Raw genomic sequence first — 15,093 nt, 5'->3', positions numbered from 1 at the left:
GGGGGTGGGGAGGGGCGGGGCGTACGGCGGGGGTCCGGGGAGGGGGTCCGGGGAGGGTGGCGGACGACCGTCGGGGAGGCGTTGCCCCGGGGACGCGTTGCCCTGGGGGCGCGCCGCCTCGGGGCGCCGGGTGCCCGCTCGCCCGGCCCACCCCGCTCGCCCGGCCCACCCGGCCCACCCGGCCCGTTCGGCCCGGCGGCCCCGGCCTCCGTGCGGCAGACTCGGAATATGCGTACCGCCCACACCGTGGACACCGTCCGCCGCGCCGAGGCTGAGCTGATGGCCCGGCTGCCCGAGGGCACGCTGATGCAGCGTGCCGCCGCCGGACTCGCCGCCGCCTGCGCCGGACTGCTGCGCGGCGGCGACGGCGGCCGGGTGTACGGGTCACGGATCGTCGTCCTCGCGGGCGGCGGCGACAACGGCGGCGACGCGCTGTACGCCGGGGCCCGGCTGGCCCGCCGGGGCGCGGGCGTCACCGCCGTACTCCTCGCCCCCGGCCGTGCCCATCCGGGCGGGCTCGCCGCTCTGCTGGCCGCGGGCGGCCGGGTCGCCGACGACCCCTTCGAGGCCCTCGACGCCGCCGACCTCGTCCTCGACGGCATCACCGGTATCGGCGGCCGCGGCGGACTGCGCCCCGACGCCGTGCCGATCGCCCGCGCCGCCCGCGGATCCCGCGCCGCCGTCGTCGCGGTCGACCTGCCCAGCGGTATCGAGGCCGACAGCGGCGAGGTGCACGGCGAGGCGCTGCGCGCGGACCTCACCGTCGTCTTCGGGGCCGAGAAGCCGGGGCTGATGGTGGGTCCGGGGCGCGAATTCGCGGGCACGGTACGGCTCGTGGACATCGGCCTCGGCGGCATCCTGCCGTCCGTGCCCGCGCTGGAGGCGCTCCAGCACCCGGATGTGGCCCATCTGCTGCCGGAACCCGGCGCCGCCGACGACAAGTACCGCCGCGGGGTGGTGGGGATCGCCGCGGGCTCCGCCCGCTACCCCGGCGCGGCCGTCCTCGCCGTCGCGGGAGCGCTGCGCGGCGGCGCCGGAGCCGTACGGTACGTGGGACACGCGGCCGACGCCGTCATCGCCCGCTTCCCGGAGGCCCTGGTCCACGCGGGCCCGCCGGGGAAGGCCGGACGCGTCCAGGCGTGGATCGTCGGCCCCGGCCTCGGCGACGACCTCGACGCGGTCGCGGAAGTACTCGCGCAGCCCGTTCCGGTCCTGGTCGACGCGGACGCCCTGCGCCGGCTGGCCGCCGAACCCGCCCTGCTGACCGGCCGTACCGCCGCCACCCTGCTCACCCCGCACGCGGGCGAGGCGGCCGCGCTGCTGGACACCACCCGCGAGGAGGTCGAGGCCGCCCGGCTGGCCGCCGTCCGCGAACTCGCCGCCCGCTACGGTGCCACCGCGCTGCTGAAGGGGGCCACGACCCTGGTCGCCGACCCGCGTCCCGGCACCCCCGTCCGGGTCAACACCATGGGCACCCCCTGGCTGGCGACCGCGGGCAGCGGCGATGTGCTGGCCGGGCTCGCGGGATCCCTGCTCGCGAGCGGCCTGTCCGCCCTCGACGCGGGCTCCGCCGCCGCCTATCTGCACGGCCTCGCGGCCCGCTCGGCGGCGGCCGAGGGCACCCCCGTGACCTCGTACGGGGTCGCGGAGGCCCTGGGCCGCGCCTGGCTGGACGTCCGGGAGGCGGCGGAGGGGTAGCCGCGGGCCGCGGAACCGGGGCGCCCGGTTCACCGGCCCCGTACCCCCGCCACCTTGGCGGACCCGGCCGCTCGGCCCGGCTCCGTACCCCCGCGGCCTTGGCGGACCCGGGCGCTCGGCCCGGCTCCGTACCACCGCGGCCCCGGCGGACCCGGCTGCCCCGCCCGGCTCCGTACCCCTGCCGCCCCGGCGGACCCGGCCGCTCCGCTCCCGCCCCGGTTCCCGGTTCCGGCGTGAGGAAGTGCACAGGTTCCGGTGCCGGAGGCGGGAGTCGCCGAAGGGGCCCCGACGGGGGGCTCTGAGAGACTGGGCCACGATGAACACCACGCCGACCACCACAGACACCCGTCGCGGCCCCGCCTCCCGGGCCCGGGCCGAGATCGACCTCGACGCGCTCCGTGCCAATGTGGCGAGCCTGCGCGCCCGGACCGGCGGCGCGGCGCTGATGGCCGTGGTGAAGTCGGACGGGTACGGGCACGGCGCCCTGCCCTGCGCCCGGGCGGCGCTGGAAGCGGGCGCGACCTGGGTCGCCACGGCCACGCCCGAGGAGGCGCTCGCCCTGCGCGCCCAGGGCGTCGAAGCACCGCTGATGTGCTGGCTCTGGACGCCCGGCGGCCCCTGGCGCGAGGGCATCGAAGCCGGTCTCGACATGTCCGTCAGCGGGATGTGGGCGCTGGCCGAGGTGACCGCCGCCGCCCGGGAGGCCGGCCGGCCCGCCAGGATCCAGCTCAAGGCCGATACGGGCCTGGGCCGCAACGGCTGCCAGCCCGCCGACTGGACCGAACTGGTCGCCGCCGCACGGGCCGCCGAGGCCGAGGGGACGGTCCGGGTCACCGGCGTCTGGTCGCACTTCGCCTGCGCCGACGAGCCCGGGCATCCGTCCATCAGGCGGCAGCTCGACACCTTCGGGGACCTGCTGGCCCATGCGGAGCGCGAGGGCATCGACCCCGAGATCCGTCATATCGCCAACTCCCCGGCCACCCTCACCCTGCCCGAGTCGCACTTCGATCTGGTCCGTACCGGTATCGCGATGTACGGCATCTCACCCGCCCCCGAGATCGGCACCCACCGCGAGCTGGGACTGCGGCCCGTGATGACCCTCTCCGCGAACGTCGCCCTGGTGAAGGGCGTGCCCGCCGGACACGGCATCAGCTACGGCCACACCTATGTCACCGCGGAGGAGACCACCCTCGGCCTGATCCCCGTCGGATACGCCGACGGCATCCCGCGCCATGCCTCCGGCCGCGGCCCCGTCCTGGTCGGCGGCGAACTGCACACGGTCGCGGGCCGGGTCGCCATGGACCAGTTCGTGGTCGACCTCGGCGGCCGCAAGATCCAGGAGGGTGCGGAGGCCGTGCTCTTCGGGCCGGGCGACCACGGCGAGCCCACCGCCGAGGACTGGGCGCGGGCCGCGGACACCATCGCGTACGAGATCGTCACCCGGATCGGGAAGCGGGTGCCCCGCGTCTACCTCGGTGCCGGTGCCGGTGCCGGTGCCGGTGCCGGTGCTGCTGCTGGTGTTGCTGCTGGTGCGGATGAGGGCTCCGGTCCGGGCACGGGCGTCGCGGGCCGGACGGACTGACCCCGGCGGGCCGGTTCCGTCCGCACGGGCGTGCGGATATCCGGCCGGATCCGGGTAGAGGTACGACGGCCTGCGGATTCGGCGGCCGTCCGGCGCGGGAGCGCGGGGCGGGGCCGGACCGGGGGCGGCCGGTCCCGGACGGCCGGCCGCGGAAAACGGCCGGCCACCGGCCCGGCGGACCACGGACACAACGGCCACGGACACAACGGCCACGGACACAACGGCCACGGACACAACGGCCACGGATACAACGGCCAGGGGCACAACGGCCACGGATACAACGGGCCACGGGCAAGACCAACCACGCACAAGACGAGCTACGGGTACGACGAGCTACCGGTACGACGACGAGGAGCGGCACGGTGACCGAGACCAGCACGGGGGACGCCCTGGCCGGAGCGGCGGCCGCGGTCTCCGCCGCCGCGGACGCCGCGACCGGCCCCGGCACGGCCACCTGGCGCCGCGCCGGGATCGCGGGCATCGCGATAGGCGTGATCGCCGCGGGCGCGGCGGCGGGCGTCGCCGTCGAGCGGCTCACCGTCGGCCGCGGCGTACGGAAGAAGGCCCGGCTCGCCCTCGACGCCACCGGCCCGTACGGTGCCGTCCGCGGCACCCCGGGCAAGGCGTTCGCCGACGACGGGACGCTGCTCTACTACGAGGTGGACGAGGTCGACCCGGGAGCCGCCGCGCCCCGCCGCCGCAGGCTCTTCGGCCGCCGCGCCCCCGCCCCCGTCACCGTCGTCTTCAGCCACGGCTACTGCCTCAGCCAGGACTCCTGGCACTTCCAGCGCGCCGCGCTGCGCGGACTGGTCCGTACCGTCCACTGGGACCAGCGCAGCCACGGCCGCTCCGGGCGGGGTGTCGCCCAGCAGGGCCCCGAGCGGGTGCCGGTCTCCATCGACACCCTGGGCCGCGATCTGAAGGCCGTCCTCGACGCCGCCGCCCCGGAGGGGCCCGTGGTGCTGGTGGGGCACTCCATGGGCGGGATGACGGTGATGGCGCTGGGCGCGCAGTATCCGGAGTACGTCCGCGAGCGGGTCGCGGCCGTGGCCTTCGTCGGCACCTCCAGCGGCCGGCTGGGGGAGGTCCACTACGGGCTGCCGGTCGCCGGGGTCGCCGCCGTACGGCGGATCCTGCCCGGGGTGCTGCGGGCCCTCGGCTCCCAGGCCGAGCTTGTGGAGCGGGGCCGCCGGGCGACCGCGGACCTCTTCGCCGGGCTGATCAAGCGGTACTCGTTCTCGTCGCGCGATGTCGACGCCGCGGTCGTGCGCTTCGCCGAGCGGATGATCGAGTCGACTCCGATCGATGTGGTCGCCGAGTTCTACCCGGCCTTCGACGAACACGACAAGGCCGAGGGGCTCCCGGTCTTCGCCGGGCTGCCGGTGCTGGTGCTGGCCGGGGACAAGGACCTGGTCACGCCCAGCGGGCACAGCGAGGTCATCGCCGACCGGCTCCCGGACGCCGAACTGGTCATCGTGCCGGACGCCGGTCATCTGGTGATGCTGGAGCATCCGGAGGCGGTCACGGACCGGCTGGCGGATCTGCTCGCCCGGGCCGGGGCGGTACCGGCAGCGGCTAACGTTGGCCCGTATGGAAGCACCGCACAACCCGGCTGACGCCGCCGGGGCCGCCGGGGCCGCGCCCGGGTCCCGCTCCACCGCCGCCGTCCGGCCGCCCGCCCCGGAGGCCGCCGCCCCCGCAGCCGCTCCGCGGGCCGCTCCCGGCCCGGCCCCGGAGGCCCGGATCGCCGTCGACTCGGCGGCGCGGATGACGGACCTCGGCCGCAGGCTCGCCGCCCGGCTCCGCCCCGGCGACCTGGTGATGCTCACGGGTGAACTCGGCGCCGGGAAGACGACGCTCACCCGCGGCCTCGGCGAGGGCCTCGGGGTGCGCGGCGCCGTCACCTCCCCGACGTTCGTCATCGCCCGGGTCCATCCGCCGCTGGGCGGCGGTCCGGCGCTGGTCCATGTCGACGCGTACCGCCTGGGCGGCGGGCTCGACGAGATGGAGGACCTCGACCTGGACGTCTCCCTGCCGGACTCCGTGGTCGTGGTCGAGTGGGGCGACGGCAAGGTCGAGGACCTGTCGGACGACCGGCTGCACGTGGTCATCCACCGGGTGGTGGGCGATACGGACGACGACCGGCGGACGGTGACGCTGACCGGCTACGGCACCCGCTGGACGGAGGCCGACCTCCGGCTGGAGTGACGGCCCGGCGCTCCCGGTACGCCCCGCCCGGCCCTCGCATTCCGCGGATTTTCCGACAAGCCGTCGGGAAGATGTTGCGCCGGGCGTGCGGTGCGTGGTGACATGGTACGGACGCTTGGTTAGGTCTACCTAACCATCCGACCGCCGACCGTTCAGGTCCCCGTGACCCAGGAGGCAGCCATGCCGGCATCCGAGCGCGCGTCCGTGCCGCGGCGGCCCCAGTCGCCGTCCATGCGGGATCTGCTGGCGTCCTGTGCCGCCGCGGCCGCGGTCTCCACACCGCCGGACCGCCGTGACGGGGCCGCGGCCCCCGCGAGTGCGCCGGATCCGGCCGCCGCCCGTGACACGGGCCCGGCCCCGGACGCAGGCCCGGGCTCCGGATGCCGCGTACATCCGCAGGACCGGCCGGTGCGGCGCACCGCGGCCTGACGGCGGCTCACCCGCGCACGGCCCCGTCCGGGGCGACCGGTGTCCGGTGTCCGTCGCGAGTCCTCCGTACGGGGGGTCTTCGGCGCCCGCGGGCGCCGACTCCAGGCCCGGCGCGGCGAGCAGGTGGCAGCGGCGGCGTCAGGGGACGACGACGACCTTGACGCCCACCGTCGCGAAGCCCCACATCGCATTGCCGTCCTCGCGGGTCATCCGCACCCCGCCGGTCTTCTTCTTCGGGTCCGGCGCCGACATGGAGCCGTTGACCGCCGCGCTGAAGCCGACCGTCACCCCGTTCACCTTGGCGAACCGCACCACATGCTCGATGGCCAGCCCGTCGGAGCCGGGGATCTTCCCCGCCCGCGAGGTCACCGCATATGTCCCCGGCGCCGGATTCACCGTCGACGGCATCACGGTGAAGGTCCGGCGGACCTTGTTCCCCTTGGCCTCGACCAGCCAGGCCCGCTTGGCCTGGAGCCCGTACACGACCCGCTCGCCGGTGCCCGAGTTCAGCGGCAGGGCCAGGGGGTTCACCGGTGCCTTGGGGGCCGTCTTGCCGGGGGCCGCGCTCGCGCCCGGCTTCGCCTTCAGATCGGAGACACTGGCCTCCGCCTTGTACGCGAGGAAGCCCACACCCGCCAGCGCGGCCACCGTGAACACGGCCACGAGTCCGGAGCTGCGTGCCACCTGAGCCACCTTTCGGATGTACCGGTTCCACCGGCCGCTCAGTCCGTCGGACTGAACGACTGTCGCATGGGATGTTTCCGTGGCGACGGTAGCAGCAGCCTCCCCCGTTCGAGGGTGAGCCGTGCCCGGGCGCCCGGGAGCCGTAGGCTGTTCGCGTGCTCTTGCTCGCCGTAGATACCGCCACGCCCGCCGTCACCGCCGCTCTGCACGACGGTACGAAAGTCCTCGCCGAGTCCAGCCGGGTGGATGCCAGGCGCCACGGCGAACTGCTGCTGCCCGCCGTCGACCGGGTACTGGCCGAGGCCGGGACGAGCCTGGACGCCGTCACCGCCGTGGTGACCGGTACCGGTCCCGGCCCGTACACCGGGCTGCGGGTCGGTCTGGTGACCGCGGCCACCTTCGGGTCGGCGCTGGGCGTTCCGGTGTACGGCCTCTGCACGCTGGACGGCCTCGCCTGGGCCGCCGCGCGGGACGCCGGGGTGACGGGCCCCTTCGTGGTGGCGACGGACGCCCGCCGCAAGGAGGTCTACTGGGCCGTCTACGACTCGCCGCGCGAGCGGGTCACGGGACCCTACGTGGACCGGCCCGCAGATATCGCCGACCGGGTCGCGGGCCTGCCCGCCGTCGGCGCGGGTGCCCTGCTCTACCCCGACACCTTCACCACCGTGGTCCCCGGCGGACCGGAGCACGCCTCGGCCGCCGCGCTGGCCTCCCTCGCCGCCGAGCTGCTCGCGGAAGGCGCGGGACTGCCGGAGCCCGTCGGGGCCGTCGGGGCCGCGGAGTCCGCGGCGGCCGGGGAAGCTGCGGCTGGTGTCGCCGTCGGTACCGCGGGCCCGGCCGGAGTGGGTTTCCTGCCGCCGCAGCCGCTCTATCTGCGCCGCCCCGACGCTCAGGTCCCGAAGAACTACAAGGTGGTCACCCCGCAGTGACCACCCCGCCCGGCCCGGCCGGACACCGGCCCCCGGCCCCGCCCGTACTGCGCGAGATGCGCTGGTGGGACCTGGAACAGGTGCTGGCCCTGGAGAACGAACTCTTCCCGGAGGACCCCTGGTCCGCCGGGATGTTCTGGGGCGACCTGGCCCATGCCCGCGGGCCCCGGGCCACCCGCCGCTTCGTCGTCGCCGAGGAGCCCGGCCCCCCGCAGGGCGCGGACGGCTCCCCGGCCGCGGACGACTCCTCGGACACCGGCGGCCGTCCGGACACCGGCGGCCGTCCGGGGCGGGGCGGCCGGATCACCGGCTATGCCGGTCTCGGCGCGGCCGGCGGGCTCGCCGACGTACTGACGATCGCGGTCGCCCGGGAGCGCTGGGGCAGCGGTCTCGGCGCCGCGCTGCTCACCGATCTGCTCCAGCACGCCACCGCCTTCGAATGCGACGAAGTCCTCCTCGAAGTACGGGTGGACAACATCAGGGCCCAGAAGCTGTACGAGCGCTTCGGCTTCGAGCCCATCGGAATCCGCCGCGGCTACTACCAGCCCGGCAATATCGACGCGCTCGTCATGCGCCACCAGGTGCACGGCACTGCAAGGGAATGTTGAGCCATGGCTGACGAACCGCTCGTACTCGGTATCGAAACGTCCTGCGACGAGACCGGTGTCGGCATCGTGCGCGGGACCACGCTGCTCGCCGACGCCGTGGCGTCGAGCGTCGACACGCACGCCCGGTTCGGCGGGGTCGTGCCCGAGATCGCGTCCCGCGCGCATCTGGAGGCGATGGTCCCCACCATCGAGCGCGCCCTCAAGGAGGCCGGCGTCTCGGCCCGCGACCTCGACGGGATCGCGGTCACCGCGGGGCCCGGCCTCGCGGGTGCGCTGCTGGTGGGCGTGGCGGCGGCCAAGGCGTACGCGTACGCCCTGAACAAGCCGCTGTACGGGGTGAACCACCTCGCCTCCCATATCTGCGTCGACCAGCTGGAGCACGGCAAGCTGCCGGAGCCGACGATGGCGCTGCTGGTCTCCGGCGGTCACTCGTCGCTGCTGCTGGCGCCGGACATCACCAGCGATGTCCGGCCGCTGGGCGCGACCATCGACGACGCGGCCGGTGAGGCGTTCGACAAGATCGCCCGGGTGCTCGACCTGGGCTTCCCCGGCGGGCCGGTGATCGACCGGCTGGCGAAGGAGGGCGACCCGCAGGCGATCGCGTTCCCGCGCGGGCTGACCGGTTCGCGGGACCCCGCGTACGACTTCTCCTTCTCGGGGCTGAAGACGGCGGTGGCCCGCTGGATCGAGGCGAAGCGCGCGGCGGGCGAGGAGGTGCCGGTACGGGATGTGGCGGCGTCCTTCCAGGAGGCGGTCGTCGACGTGCTGACCCGCAAGGCGGTCCGGGCCTGCCGGGACGAGGGCGTCGACCATCTGATGATCGGCGGCGGTGTCGCGGCCAACTCGCGGCTGCGCGCGCTGGCCGCGGAGCGGTGCGAGCGGGCGGGGATCAGGCTCCGGGTGCCGCGGCCGAAGCTGTGCACGGACAACGGCGCGATGGTGGCGGCGCTGGGGGCCGAGATGGTGGCCCGCAACCGGCCCGCCTCGGATCTGGAGCTGTCGGCGGACTCGTCCCTGCCGGTCACGGACCCGCATGTGCCCGGCGCCCACGGTCACTCGCATTCGCATTCGCACTCGCACGACCATGTGCACGAGGTCAGCAGGAAGAACCTCTACTCGTGACGGGGACGGGGACGGGGACGGGCGGGGAAAAGGGCGGGGAAAAGGGCGGGGCGGCGGCGGGCCCGGTGACCGTCGCGCTGATGTGGGAGGCGAAGGCGGCCCCCGGCCGGGGCGCCGGACTGCTGGAGTGGGCCAGGGCGCAGGCCCTGCCCCGGGAGCCGCTGCGGCGGGAGACCTTCGGCGCCGGGGGCGACCGGGTGCTGGTGATCACCTGGTGGGAGACGGACGGCGGGCCCGGGGCGGAGCTGCCCGGGCTGCCCGACCCGGCGCCGGAGCTGATCGACAGGCCCGTGCACCGCTGGCGGTTCACCTCGCTGGGGCTGGACTGAGCGCGCCCGGTCCGGGCTGAACGGGCGGGACCGGGCGGAACGGGCGCGGGTCCGTACGGTCCCGGGGACCCGGAAGGAAGCCCCGGCGGCGGCTCCGGGAGGCGGTCCCGGAAAAACCCGGAAAGAATCTTCGGCGGAGTGTCGGATCGGCTGTCGTCCGATCGACGGAAGGGTGAGAGCAGGGGGAAAGCCCCACGGGAAGCACCAGCGCCCCGTGGACCTCCGGACTCTCACCGGACCTATCCGGCCCGTCCGGGCCACCGGTAGCAGCGACCAGCACGAGGAGCCGACATGCCCCGCTTTCTGACGATCGTCCGCGTGGACGAGAACAATGTGCCCGAAGAGGGTTTCTCCCCCGAGATGGGGGAGCGGATGGGGGCCCTTCTCAAGGAGATCACCGAGGCCGGCGTGATGCTGGACACCGGCGGTCTCGCGCCCACTTCCCAGGGCCGCCGGGTGACCTTCTCCGGCGGGAAGCTGTCCGCCACGGACGGCCCCTTCACCGAGACCAAGGAGGTCGTCGGCGGCTACTCCATCGTCCAGGCCAAGGACATGGCCGAGGCCGAGGAGTGGGCCAACCGCTTCCTCAAGGTCCACGACGACACCTGGACGGTGACCTGCGAGATCCGGCAGATCGCCGAGGACTGAGCCGAGCCGAGGACCGAGCCGAGGACTCGGCCCGCGGGCTGAGCCGGGCCGGGGGCGGTGGCCGAACCGCTGCCCGGCCCGGGCCCGGGCCCGGTTCCGCCGCGGCTCGCCCCGGCGGGAACCCACAAGCCGCACCTCGGCCCCGGCCGCTCCGGCGGCCCGCCCCGGAGGCGCCGCCTCCGGGCCCCGGCTTGCCCCCGCCGCCGTCAGTTGCTCTGATGGGTGGCCGTGACGACGGCAAGCGCGGTGGAAGCGGTGTTCCGGATCGAGCAGGCGCGGGTCATCGCCGCCGCCGCCCGGATCGTCCGGGACGTGGGGATCGCGGAGGAGATCGCGCAGGACGCGCTGGTCTCCGCGCTCGAAAAGTGGCCGGAAACGGGTGTTCCGGAGAAGCCGGGCGCATGGCTCACGGCGGTCGCCAAGCGCCGTGCGGTCGATCTCGTACGCCGCCGGGAGAACTACGCCCGCAAACTCGCCGAGGTCGGCCGCTCCCTGGAGCACGCGGCCGAGCCGCCGCCCGCCGAGCCGGTGCCCGGCAGCGGGCCCGACGCCGATATCGACGACGATCTGCTGAGACTGATCTTCACCGCCTGCCATCCGGTGCTGCCCACCCAGGCCCGGCTGGCCCTGACGCTGCGGCTGCTGGGCGGACTGACGGCCGAGGAGATCGCCCGCGCCCTGCTGTCCTCGGAACCGGCGATCGCACAGCGGATCACCCGCGCGAAGCGTTCCCTCGCCGCGGCGGACGTGCCCTTCGAGGTGCCGTACGGCCCCGACCGCGCGGCCCGGCTCGACTCCGTACTGGAAGTCGTCTATCTGATCTTCAACGAGGGGTACTCGGCGACCAAGGGCGACGACTGGGTGCGGCCCGCGCTCTGCGAGGACGCCCTGCGGCTGGCCCGGGTGCTCGCGGCGCTGCTGCCCGGCGAGTCCGAGGTCCACGGCCTGGCGGCCCTGCTGGAGATCCAGGCGTCCCGGATCGCGGCGCGCACCGGACCCGGCGGCAGCCCGGTCCTCCTCGCCGACCAGGACCGGTCCCGCTGGGACCGGCTGCTGATCCGGCGGGGCTTCGCCGCGCTCGACCGGGCCGCCGTGCCGGGTGCCGCGCCGGGCCCGTACGTCCTCCAGGCCGCGATCGCCGCGTGCCATGCCCGGGCCGCGCGGTACGAGGACACCGACTGGGCGCTGATCGTCACCCTGTACGGGCAGCTGGCCGCCGTCCGGCCGTCGCCGGTGGTGGAGCTGAACCGGGCGGTGGCCGTCGCCATGGCGGAGGGGCCGGAGGCCGGTCTCGCGCTGGTGGACGCCCTCGCGGAGGAGCCGGGGCTGCGGGAGTACCACCTGCTGCCGAGCGTGCGCGGCGATCTGCTGGCCCGGCTGGGGCGCCCGGAAGAGGCCCGGGCGGAATTCGCCCGGGCCGCCGGTCTGGCCCGCAACGACCGGGAACGCGATCTACTGCTGACCCGCGCGGAGACCGCGGCCCGCGCGGCCGCGGACCCGACGCCGGATCCGATGGCGGACCCGACGCCGGACCCGGCGGTGGACCCGGCTCCGGACGACCGGTAGCCCGGGGCCGGGCAGGGCCCTGCGGCGGTGGGCCGTACGCCGCGGGACCCGGCCCCACGTCCGGCGGCGGGGCCCGCGCTGGAAGGCGCCACGGCGGGTCCCGCCGTGGAACGGCACCCGGACCCGGCCCGGAGGGCCCGCGGCGGATAGTCTCCGCGCATGTCTGAGCTGCCTCCGCCGCCACCGGATCCCGACGGCCCGCACGGCATATCCCCCTGGCCGGACCGGGGTTCCCTGCTCGACGAGCGGCGCCGGGTGCTGGACCGGCTGGTCAGTAAGTCGGTCGGACCGTTCCGGCTGCTCGGGCTGGTGCTGGTGGTCCTCGCCTTCGAACTGGGCTGGGGACTGGTGGGCGTCGGGCTGATGTCCCTCGACGACACCCTCGACGGGTTCAATCTGGTCTTCGCCGGATTCGTGGGCCTGGTCGGGGCGGCGATCCTGGTCCCCACCCTCACCGTGACGGTCGCCGACGCCCGCGAGGACCGGGCCGTACGGGCGCTGCTGCGGGCCTGGACCACCCTGGACCGCGACCCGCGCGGAGACGCGGGCTACGGCCGGGGCTGGCTGAACGCGAGCTGGCTGATGGTGTCGTTCGGCTGTGTCGTGGCGGGCCTCGCGGTCTGCGCCGGACTGCCGGAATCCCTGGACGACGGCTCGGGCCGTACCCCCCACAGCACTCTGGTGTACGTGATCGGCGCGGGCGCCGCCCCGGTGCTGGCGGGGCTCGCCGGCCTGGTGAACACGGTCGCCCATCTCCGCTGGCTGGCCCGCCTGGAGAACCCGGTCGCGTCCCGCCGCCCCGGCGGTGCCCACCGCTGAGGCCGGGGCAGCGGGGTTACGCTGGGTGCCCGATCAGCATCGACGGCGCGCCGTCGACCCTGGTCAGAAAGACCGTCGCCGCGTTCGGGCCCTGCGGCTTCACCTTCCGCCGCACCTCCTCCGGCTCCACCGCCGAACCCCGCTTCTTCACCGTCAGCGCGCCCACCCCGCGCTCCCGCAGCAGCGCCTTGAGCTTCTTCAGGCCGAACGGCAGCACATCGGTGATCTCGTACGCCGTGGCCGACGGCAGCGGACGCAGCTCGTCCGCCGTCACATAGGCGATCGTCGCGTCGATCAGCCCGCCGCCCGCCAGCCCGGCGGCGACCTCGGCGACCAGATGCGCGCGGATCACCGCGCCGTCCGGTTCGTAGAGATAGCGGCCGACGGGCCGGACCGGCGGATCCGGCAGCCCCCGTCCGAGCAGGGTGTACGAGCCGGACGGTCCGGAGCCGGCACCGGACAGCAGGGTCGCGGCCACCTGTCCCGGCGCCGGATCGGCCGTGCCGCGCCACAGCACGGCCTCCTTCACCTCGCCCTCGTACGAGATCCACTCCGCGGCGAAATCGGCCGGGATCAGCTCGTGGGGGATCCCCGGTGCGATCTTGAGCGCGGCGACCGGCCGCCCGCGGGCCGCCTCGACCGCCCAGGACAGCGGCGGCGAGTACGCCTCCGGGTCGAAGATCCGGCCGCGGCCGCCGCGCCGGGCGGGATCGGTGAAGACGGCGTCGTACGCCGAGACATCGGTCTCCGTGACGTCCTCGCAGCGCACCTCGATCAGCTCGCCCAGCCCGAGCGCCTCCGCGTTGGCACGGACCGTGGCCGCGGTCAGCGGATCGCGGTCGACGGCCAGTACCCGGATCCCGGCCCGGGCGAGGGCGATCGCGTCCCCGCCGATACCGCTGCACAGGTCCGCCGCGCTGCGGACGCCCAGCGCGGCCAGCCGCGCGGCGCGATGGGCCGCGACGGGCGCCCGGGTGGCCTGCTCCACGCCGTTCGGGGTGAAGAACATGCGGTACGCGTCCGCCGCGCCGAACTTGGCCACCGCCCGCTGCCGCAGCCTGGCCTGGCCCAGCGCGGCCGAGACCCGCCCGGCCGGGTGATCGCGGCGCAGCCTGGTCGCCAGGGCCAGCTCGTCGGCGGGGGCGTAGTCGCGCAGCTCGTCCAGCAGGGCCCGGCCCTCGGGGGTCAGCAGGGTCGCGAGCGGCTCGGGGAGCGGGGAGGCGGCGTCGTTCACCCGGCCCATTGTGGTTCAGGTCCGGGGCCGGGATGGGCCAGGAGGGTCACGGACCGGCGGTGACGGCGGTGTCGTACGGATCAGGCGGGGGCGTGCTGCCAGGATTCAGCGCCATGCGGCTAGTACGACAAAACGGAAAGATGGCTGAAATGGGTGCATGCGGGCGGGAGTCCGGCGGGCATCCCCGGGGGGCGCGGCGAGCGCCCGGAGCGGCGCGCGGAGCACGGAAGGGGCGTACGGCCGCCGCCGTGCTGCTGGCAGGCCTGCTCGGCTCCGCCTGTACCGTCCCCGGCCCGGGGGAGCACGGTGGCGCCCCGCCCCACCCCGGTGCCCAGGCGGAGGCGTCCCAGCTCGAACGGGCGGACAAGGACGCCCAGCGGGCCGGCCCCGCCGGATCCCGTGCCGCCTATGTGGACCAGGTCGAACGGATCCAGAAGGCACGGGCGGCCGCGATCGGCGCCTGGGGCCTGGACAAGGTCCCGCTGCCCGCGCCGCAGCCCCCCGCGACGAAACCGTTCCTCAATACCCGCAAGGGCTTCGAGGTCGAAGGCGGCGCGGCCCTGCCGCCGGTCTTCACCACCGTGCCGGTGAAGGAGAAGATCGTCTTCCTGACGGTCGACGACGGCGCCGAGAAGGACCCCGACTTCATCCGGATGATGAGCGAGCTGAAGATCCCGTACAGCGCCTTCCTCAGCGACTACGTCATCAGCGACAACTACGGCTACTTCCGGCGGATGCAGCAGGAGGGCGCCGCCCTCCACAACCACACCCTCAACCACCGCTATATGCCCGGACTCTCCTACGAGGCGCAGAAGAAGGAGATCTGCGGGCAGCAGGACAACCTCCAGCGGCTCTACGGGAAGCGCCCGCCGCTCTTCCGCCCGCCGTACGGCAACTACAACGGGGACACCCTGCGGGCCGCCCAGGAGTGCGGCGTCAAGGCCGTGCCGCTGTGGGCCGCCGAGGCGTTCCCGGACCATATGGAGTGGCGCGAGTGGGACCGCGACCTCCACCCGGGCGACATCATCCTCACCCACTTCCGGGGCCCCGGGGACTGGAAGGGCACGATGCCCGACATGGTCCGCCAGGTGATGAAGACGATCACGGACAAGGGGTACGCCGTGGCCCGTCTGGAGGACTACGTGTGAGGCCGGGCGCGGCCGCGAGGGTCGTGGCCGCGCTGGCCGCGGGGGCGCTGCTGGGCTGTTCCGGCTGCGCCTCCCCGGCCGTCGGCCCC

General features: G+C 75.1%; 14 protein-coding genes. 12 read left to right on the top strand and 2 right to left on the bottom strand.

Going from position 1 to position 15,093, the window contains the following annotated elements:
• Window positions 1-228 precede the first annotated feature (228 nt).
• From ACWDR0_RS08455 to tsaE, 4 genes are all read left to right on the top strand, one after another.
• Complete coding sequence (locus ACWDR0_RS08455) at window positions 229-1,698, top strand: NAD(P)H-hydrate dehydratase (RefSeq protein ID WP_456350885.1); 1,470 nt, start codon at window positions 229-231, stop codon at window positions 1,696-1,698.
• Between the two features lie 316 nt (window positions 1,699-2,014).
• Window positions 2,015-3,280 (top strand): alanine racemase, encoded by a 1,266-nt coding sequence (alr, locus tag ACWDR0_RS08450; protein WP_456350884.1) that lies wholly within the window; start codon window positions 2,015-2,017, stop codon window positions 3,278-3,280.
• A gap of 362 nt (window positions 3,281-3,642) precedes the next feature.
• Window positions 3,643-4,896 (top strand): alpha/beta fold hydrolase, encoded by a 1,254-nt coding sequence (locus tag ACWDR0_RS08445; RefSeq protein WP_456350883.1) that lies wholly within the window; start codon window positions 3,643-3,645, stop codon window positions 4,894-4,896.
• Entirely contained in the window at window positions 4,871-5,488 is a 618-nt protein-coding gene (tsaE, locus tag ACWDR0_RS08440; protein ID WP_456350882.1) for a tRNA (adenosine(37)-N6)-threonylcarbamoyltransferase complex ATPase subunit type 1 TsaE, read from the top strand. The genes ACWDR0_RS08445 and tsaE overlap by 26 nt, the downstream gene beginning before the upstream one ends.
• Window positions 5,489-6,055: 567 nt before the next feature.
• Here tsaE and ACWDR0_RS08435 read toward each other — a convergent pair.
• A complete protein-coding gene (locus ACWDR0_RS08435; protein ID WP_456350881.1) occupies window positions 6,056-6,601 on the bottom strand; it encodes a hypothetical protein in 546 nt (181 codons plus the stop codon).
• Window positions 6,602-6,756: 155 nt separating this feature from the next.
• On the opposite strand from ACWDR0_RS08435, the gene tsaB reads away from it, so the two are divergent.
• The 7 genes from tsaB to ACWDR0_RS08400 all read left to right on the top strand — a co-directional run bounded on the left by tsaB (window position 6,757) and on the right by ACWDR0_RS08400 (window position 12,622).
• Window positions 6,757-7,530, top strand: coding sequence for a tRNA (adenosine(37)-N6)-threonylcarbamoyltransferase complex dimerization subunit type 1 TsaB (tsaB, locus tag ACWDR0_RS08430; protein ID WP_456350880.1), 774 nt, complete (start codon window positions 6,757-6,759; stop codon window positions 7,528-7,530).
• A gap of 56 nt (window positions 7,531-7,586) precedes the next feature.
• Window positions 7,587-8,138 carry a GNAT family N-acetyltransferase gene (locus ACWDR0_RS08425; RefSeq protein WP_456350955.1) on the top strand — a complete coding sequence of 184 codons (552 nt, stop codon included), beginning with the start codon at window positions 7,587-7,589 and terminating at the stop codon, window positions 8,136-8,138.
• 3 nt (window positions 8,139-8,141) lie between these two features.
• Window positions 8,142-9,260 carry a tRNA (adenosine(37)-N6)-threonylcarbamoyltransferase complex transferase subunit TsaD gene (tsaD, locus tag ACWDR0_RS08420; RefSeq protein ID WP_456350879.1) on the top strand — a complete coding sequence of 373 codons (1,119 nt, stop codon included), beginning with the start codon at window positions 8,142-8,144 and terminating at the stop codon, window positions 9,258-9,260.
• An 80-nt stretch (window positions 9,261-9,340) separates the two neighbouring features.
• Complete coding sequence (locus ACWDR0_RS08415; protein ID WP_456350954.1) at window positions 9,341-9,589, top strand: hypothetical protein; 249 nt, start codon at window positions 9,341-9,343, stop codon at window positions 9,587-9,589.
• A 291-nt stretch (window positions 9,590-9,880) separates the two neighbouring features.
• Window positions 9,881-10,237 (top strand): YciI family protein, encoded by a 357-nt coding sequence (locus ACWDR0_RS08410; protein ID WP_456350878.1) that lies wholly within the window; start codon window positions 9,881-9,883, stop codon window positions 10,235-10,237.
• A 228-nt stretch (window positions 10,238-10,465) separates the two neighbouring features.
• The gene (locus tag ACWDR0_RS08405) at window positions 10,466-11,803 is read left to right on the top strand and encodes an RNA polymerase sigma factor (protein WP_456350877.1); all 1,338 of its coding nucleotides are present in this window, start codon (window positions 10,466-10,468) and stop codon (window positions 11,801-11,803) included.
• 159 nt (window positions 11,804-11,962) lie between these two features.
• Window positions 11,963-12,622 carry a hypothetical protein gene (locus tag ACWDR0_RS08400; RefSeq protein ID WP_456350876.1) on the top strand — a complete coding sequence of 220 codons (660 nt, stop codon included), beginning with the start codon at window positions 11,963-11,965 and terminating at the stop codon, window positions 12,620-12,622.
• A 16-nt stretch (window positions 12,623-12,638) separates the two neighbouring features.
• On the opposite strand, the gene ACWDR0_RS08395 is transcribed toward ACWDR0_RS08400, so the two are convergent.
• On the bottom strand, window positions 12,639-13,865 hold the full coding sequence (locus ACWDR0_RS08395; protein ID WP_456350875.1) for a THUMP-like domain-containing protein: 1,227 nt from the start codon (window positions 13,863-13,865) through the stop codon (window positions 12,639-12,641).
• A 104-nt stretch (window positions 13,866-13,969) separates the two neighbouring features.
• On the opposite strand from ACWDR0_RS08395, the gene ACWDR0_RS08390 reads away from it, so the two are divergent.
• Window positions 13,970-15,004 (top strand): polysaccharide deacetylase family protein, encoded by a 1,035-nt coding sequence (locus ACWDR0_RS08390; protein WP_456350874.1) that lies wholly within the window; start codon window positions 13,970-13,972, stop codon window positions 15,002-15,004.
• Window positions 15,005-15,093 lie beyond the last annotated feature (89 nt).

It is taken from the genome of Streptomyces sp. NPDC003691 (genome assembly GCF_053981115.1).
This window is presented reverse-complemented; position numbering and strand designations above follow the sequence as displayed.

Coding starts and splice junctions, on each gene's coding strand:
- ACWDR0_RS08425 (WP_456350955.1), top strand. CDS start 7,587: ATGCGCTGGTGGGACCTGGAACAGGTGCTGGCCCTGGAGAACGAACTC.
- ACWDR0_RS08415 (WP_456350954.1), top strand. CDS start 9,341: ATGTGGGAGGCGAAGGCGGCCCCCGGCCGGGGCGCCGGACTGCTGGAG.
- ACWDR0_RS08395 (WP_456350875.1), bottom strand. CDS start 13,865: ATGGGCCGGGTGAACGACGCCGCCTCCCCGCTCCCCGAGCCGCTCGCG.
- ACWDR0_RS08390 (WP_456350874.1), top strand. CDS start 13,970: ATGCGGCTAGTACGACAAAACGGAAAGATGGCTGAAATGGGTGCATGC.
- ACWDR0_RS08400 (WP_456350876.1), top strand. CDS start 11,963: ATGTCTGAGCTGCCTCCGCCGCCACCGGATCCCGACGGCCCGCACGGC.
- tsaE (WP_456350882.1), top strand. CDS start 4,871: ATGGAAGCACCGCACAACCCGGCTGACGCCGCCGGGGCCGCCGGGGCC.
- alr (WP_456350884.1), top strand. CDS start 2,015: ATGAACACCACGCCGACCACCACAGACACCCGTCGCGGCCCCGCCTCC.
- tsaD (WP_456350879.1), top strand. CDS start 8,142: ATGGCTGACGAACCGCTCGTACTCGGTATCGAAACGTCCTGCGACGAG.
- ACWDR0_RS08455 (WP_456350885.1), top strand. CDS start 229: ATGCGTACCGCCCACACCGTGGACACCGTCCGCCGCGCCGAGGCTGAG.
- ACWDR0_RS08410 (WP_456350878.1), top strand. CDS start 9,881: ATGCCCCGCTTTCTGACGATCGTCCGCGTGGACGAGAACAATGTGCCC.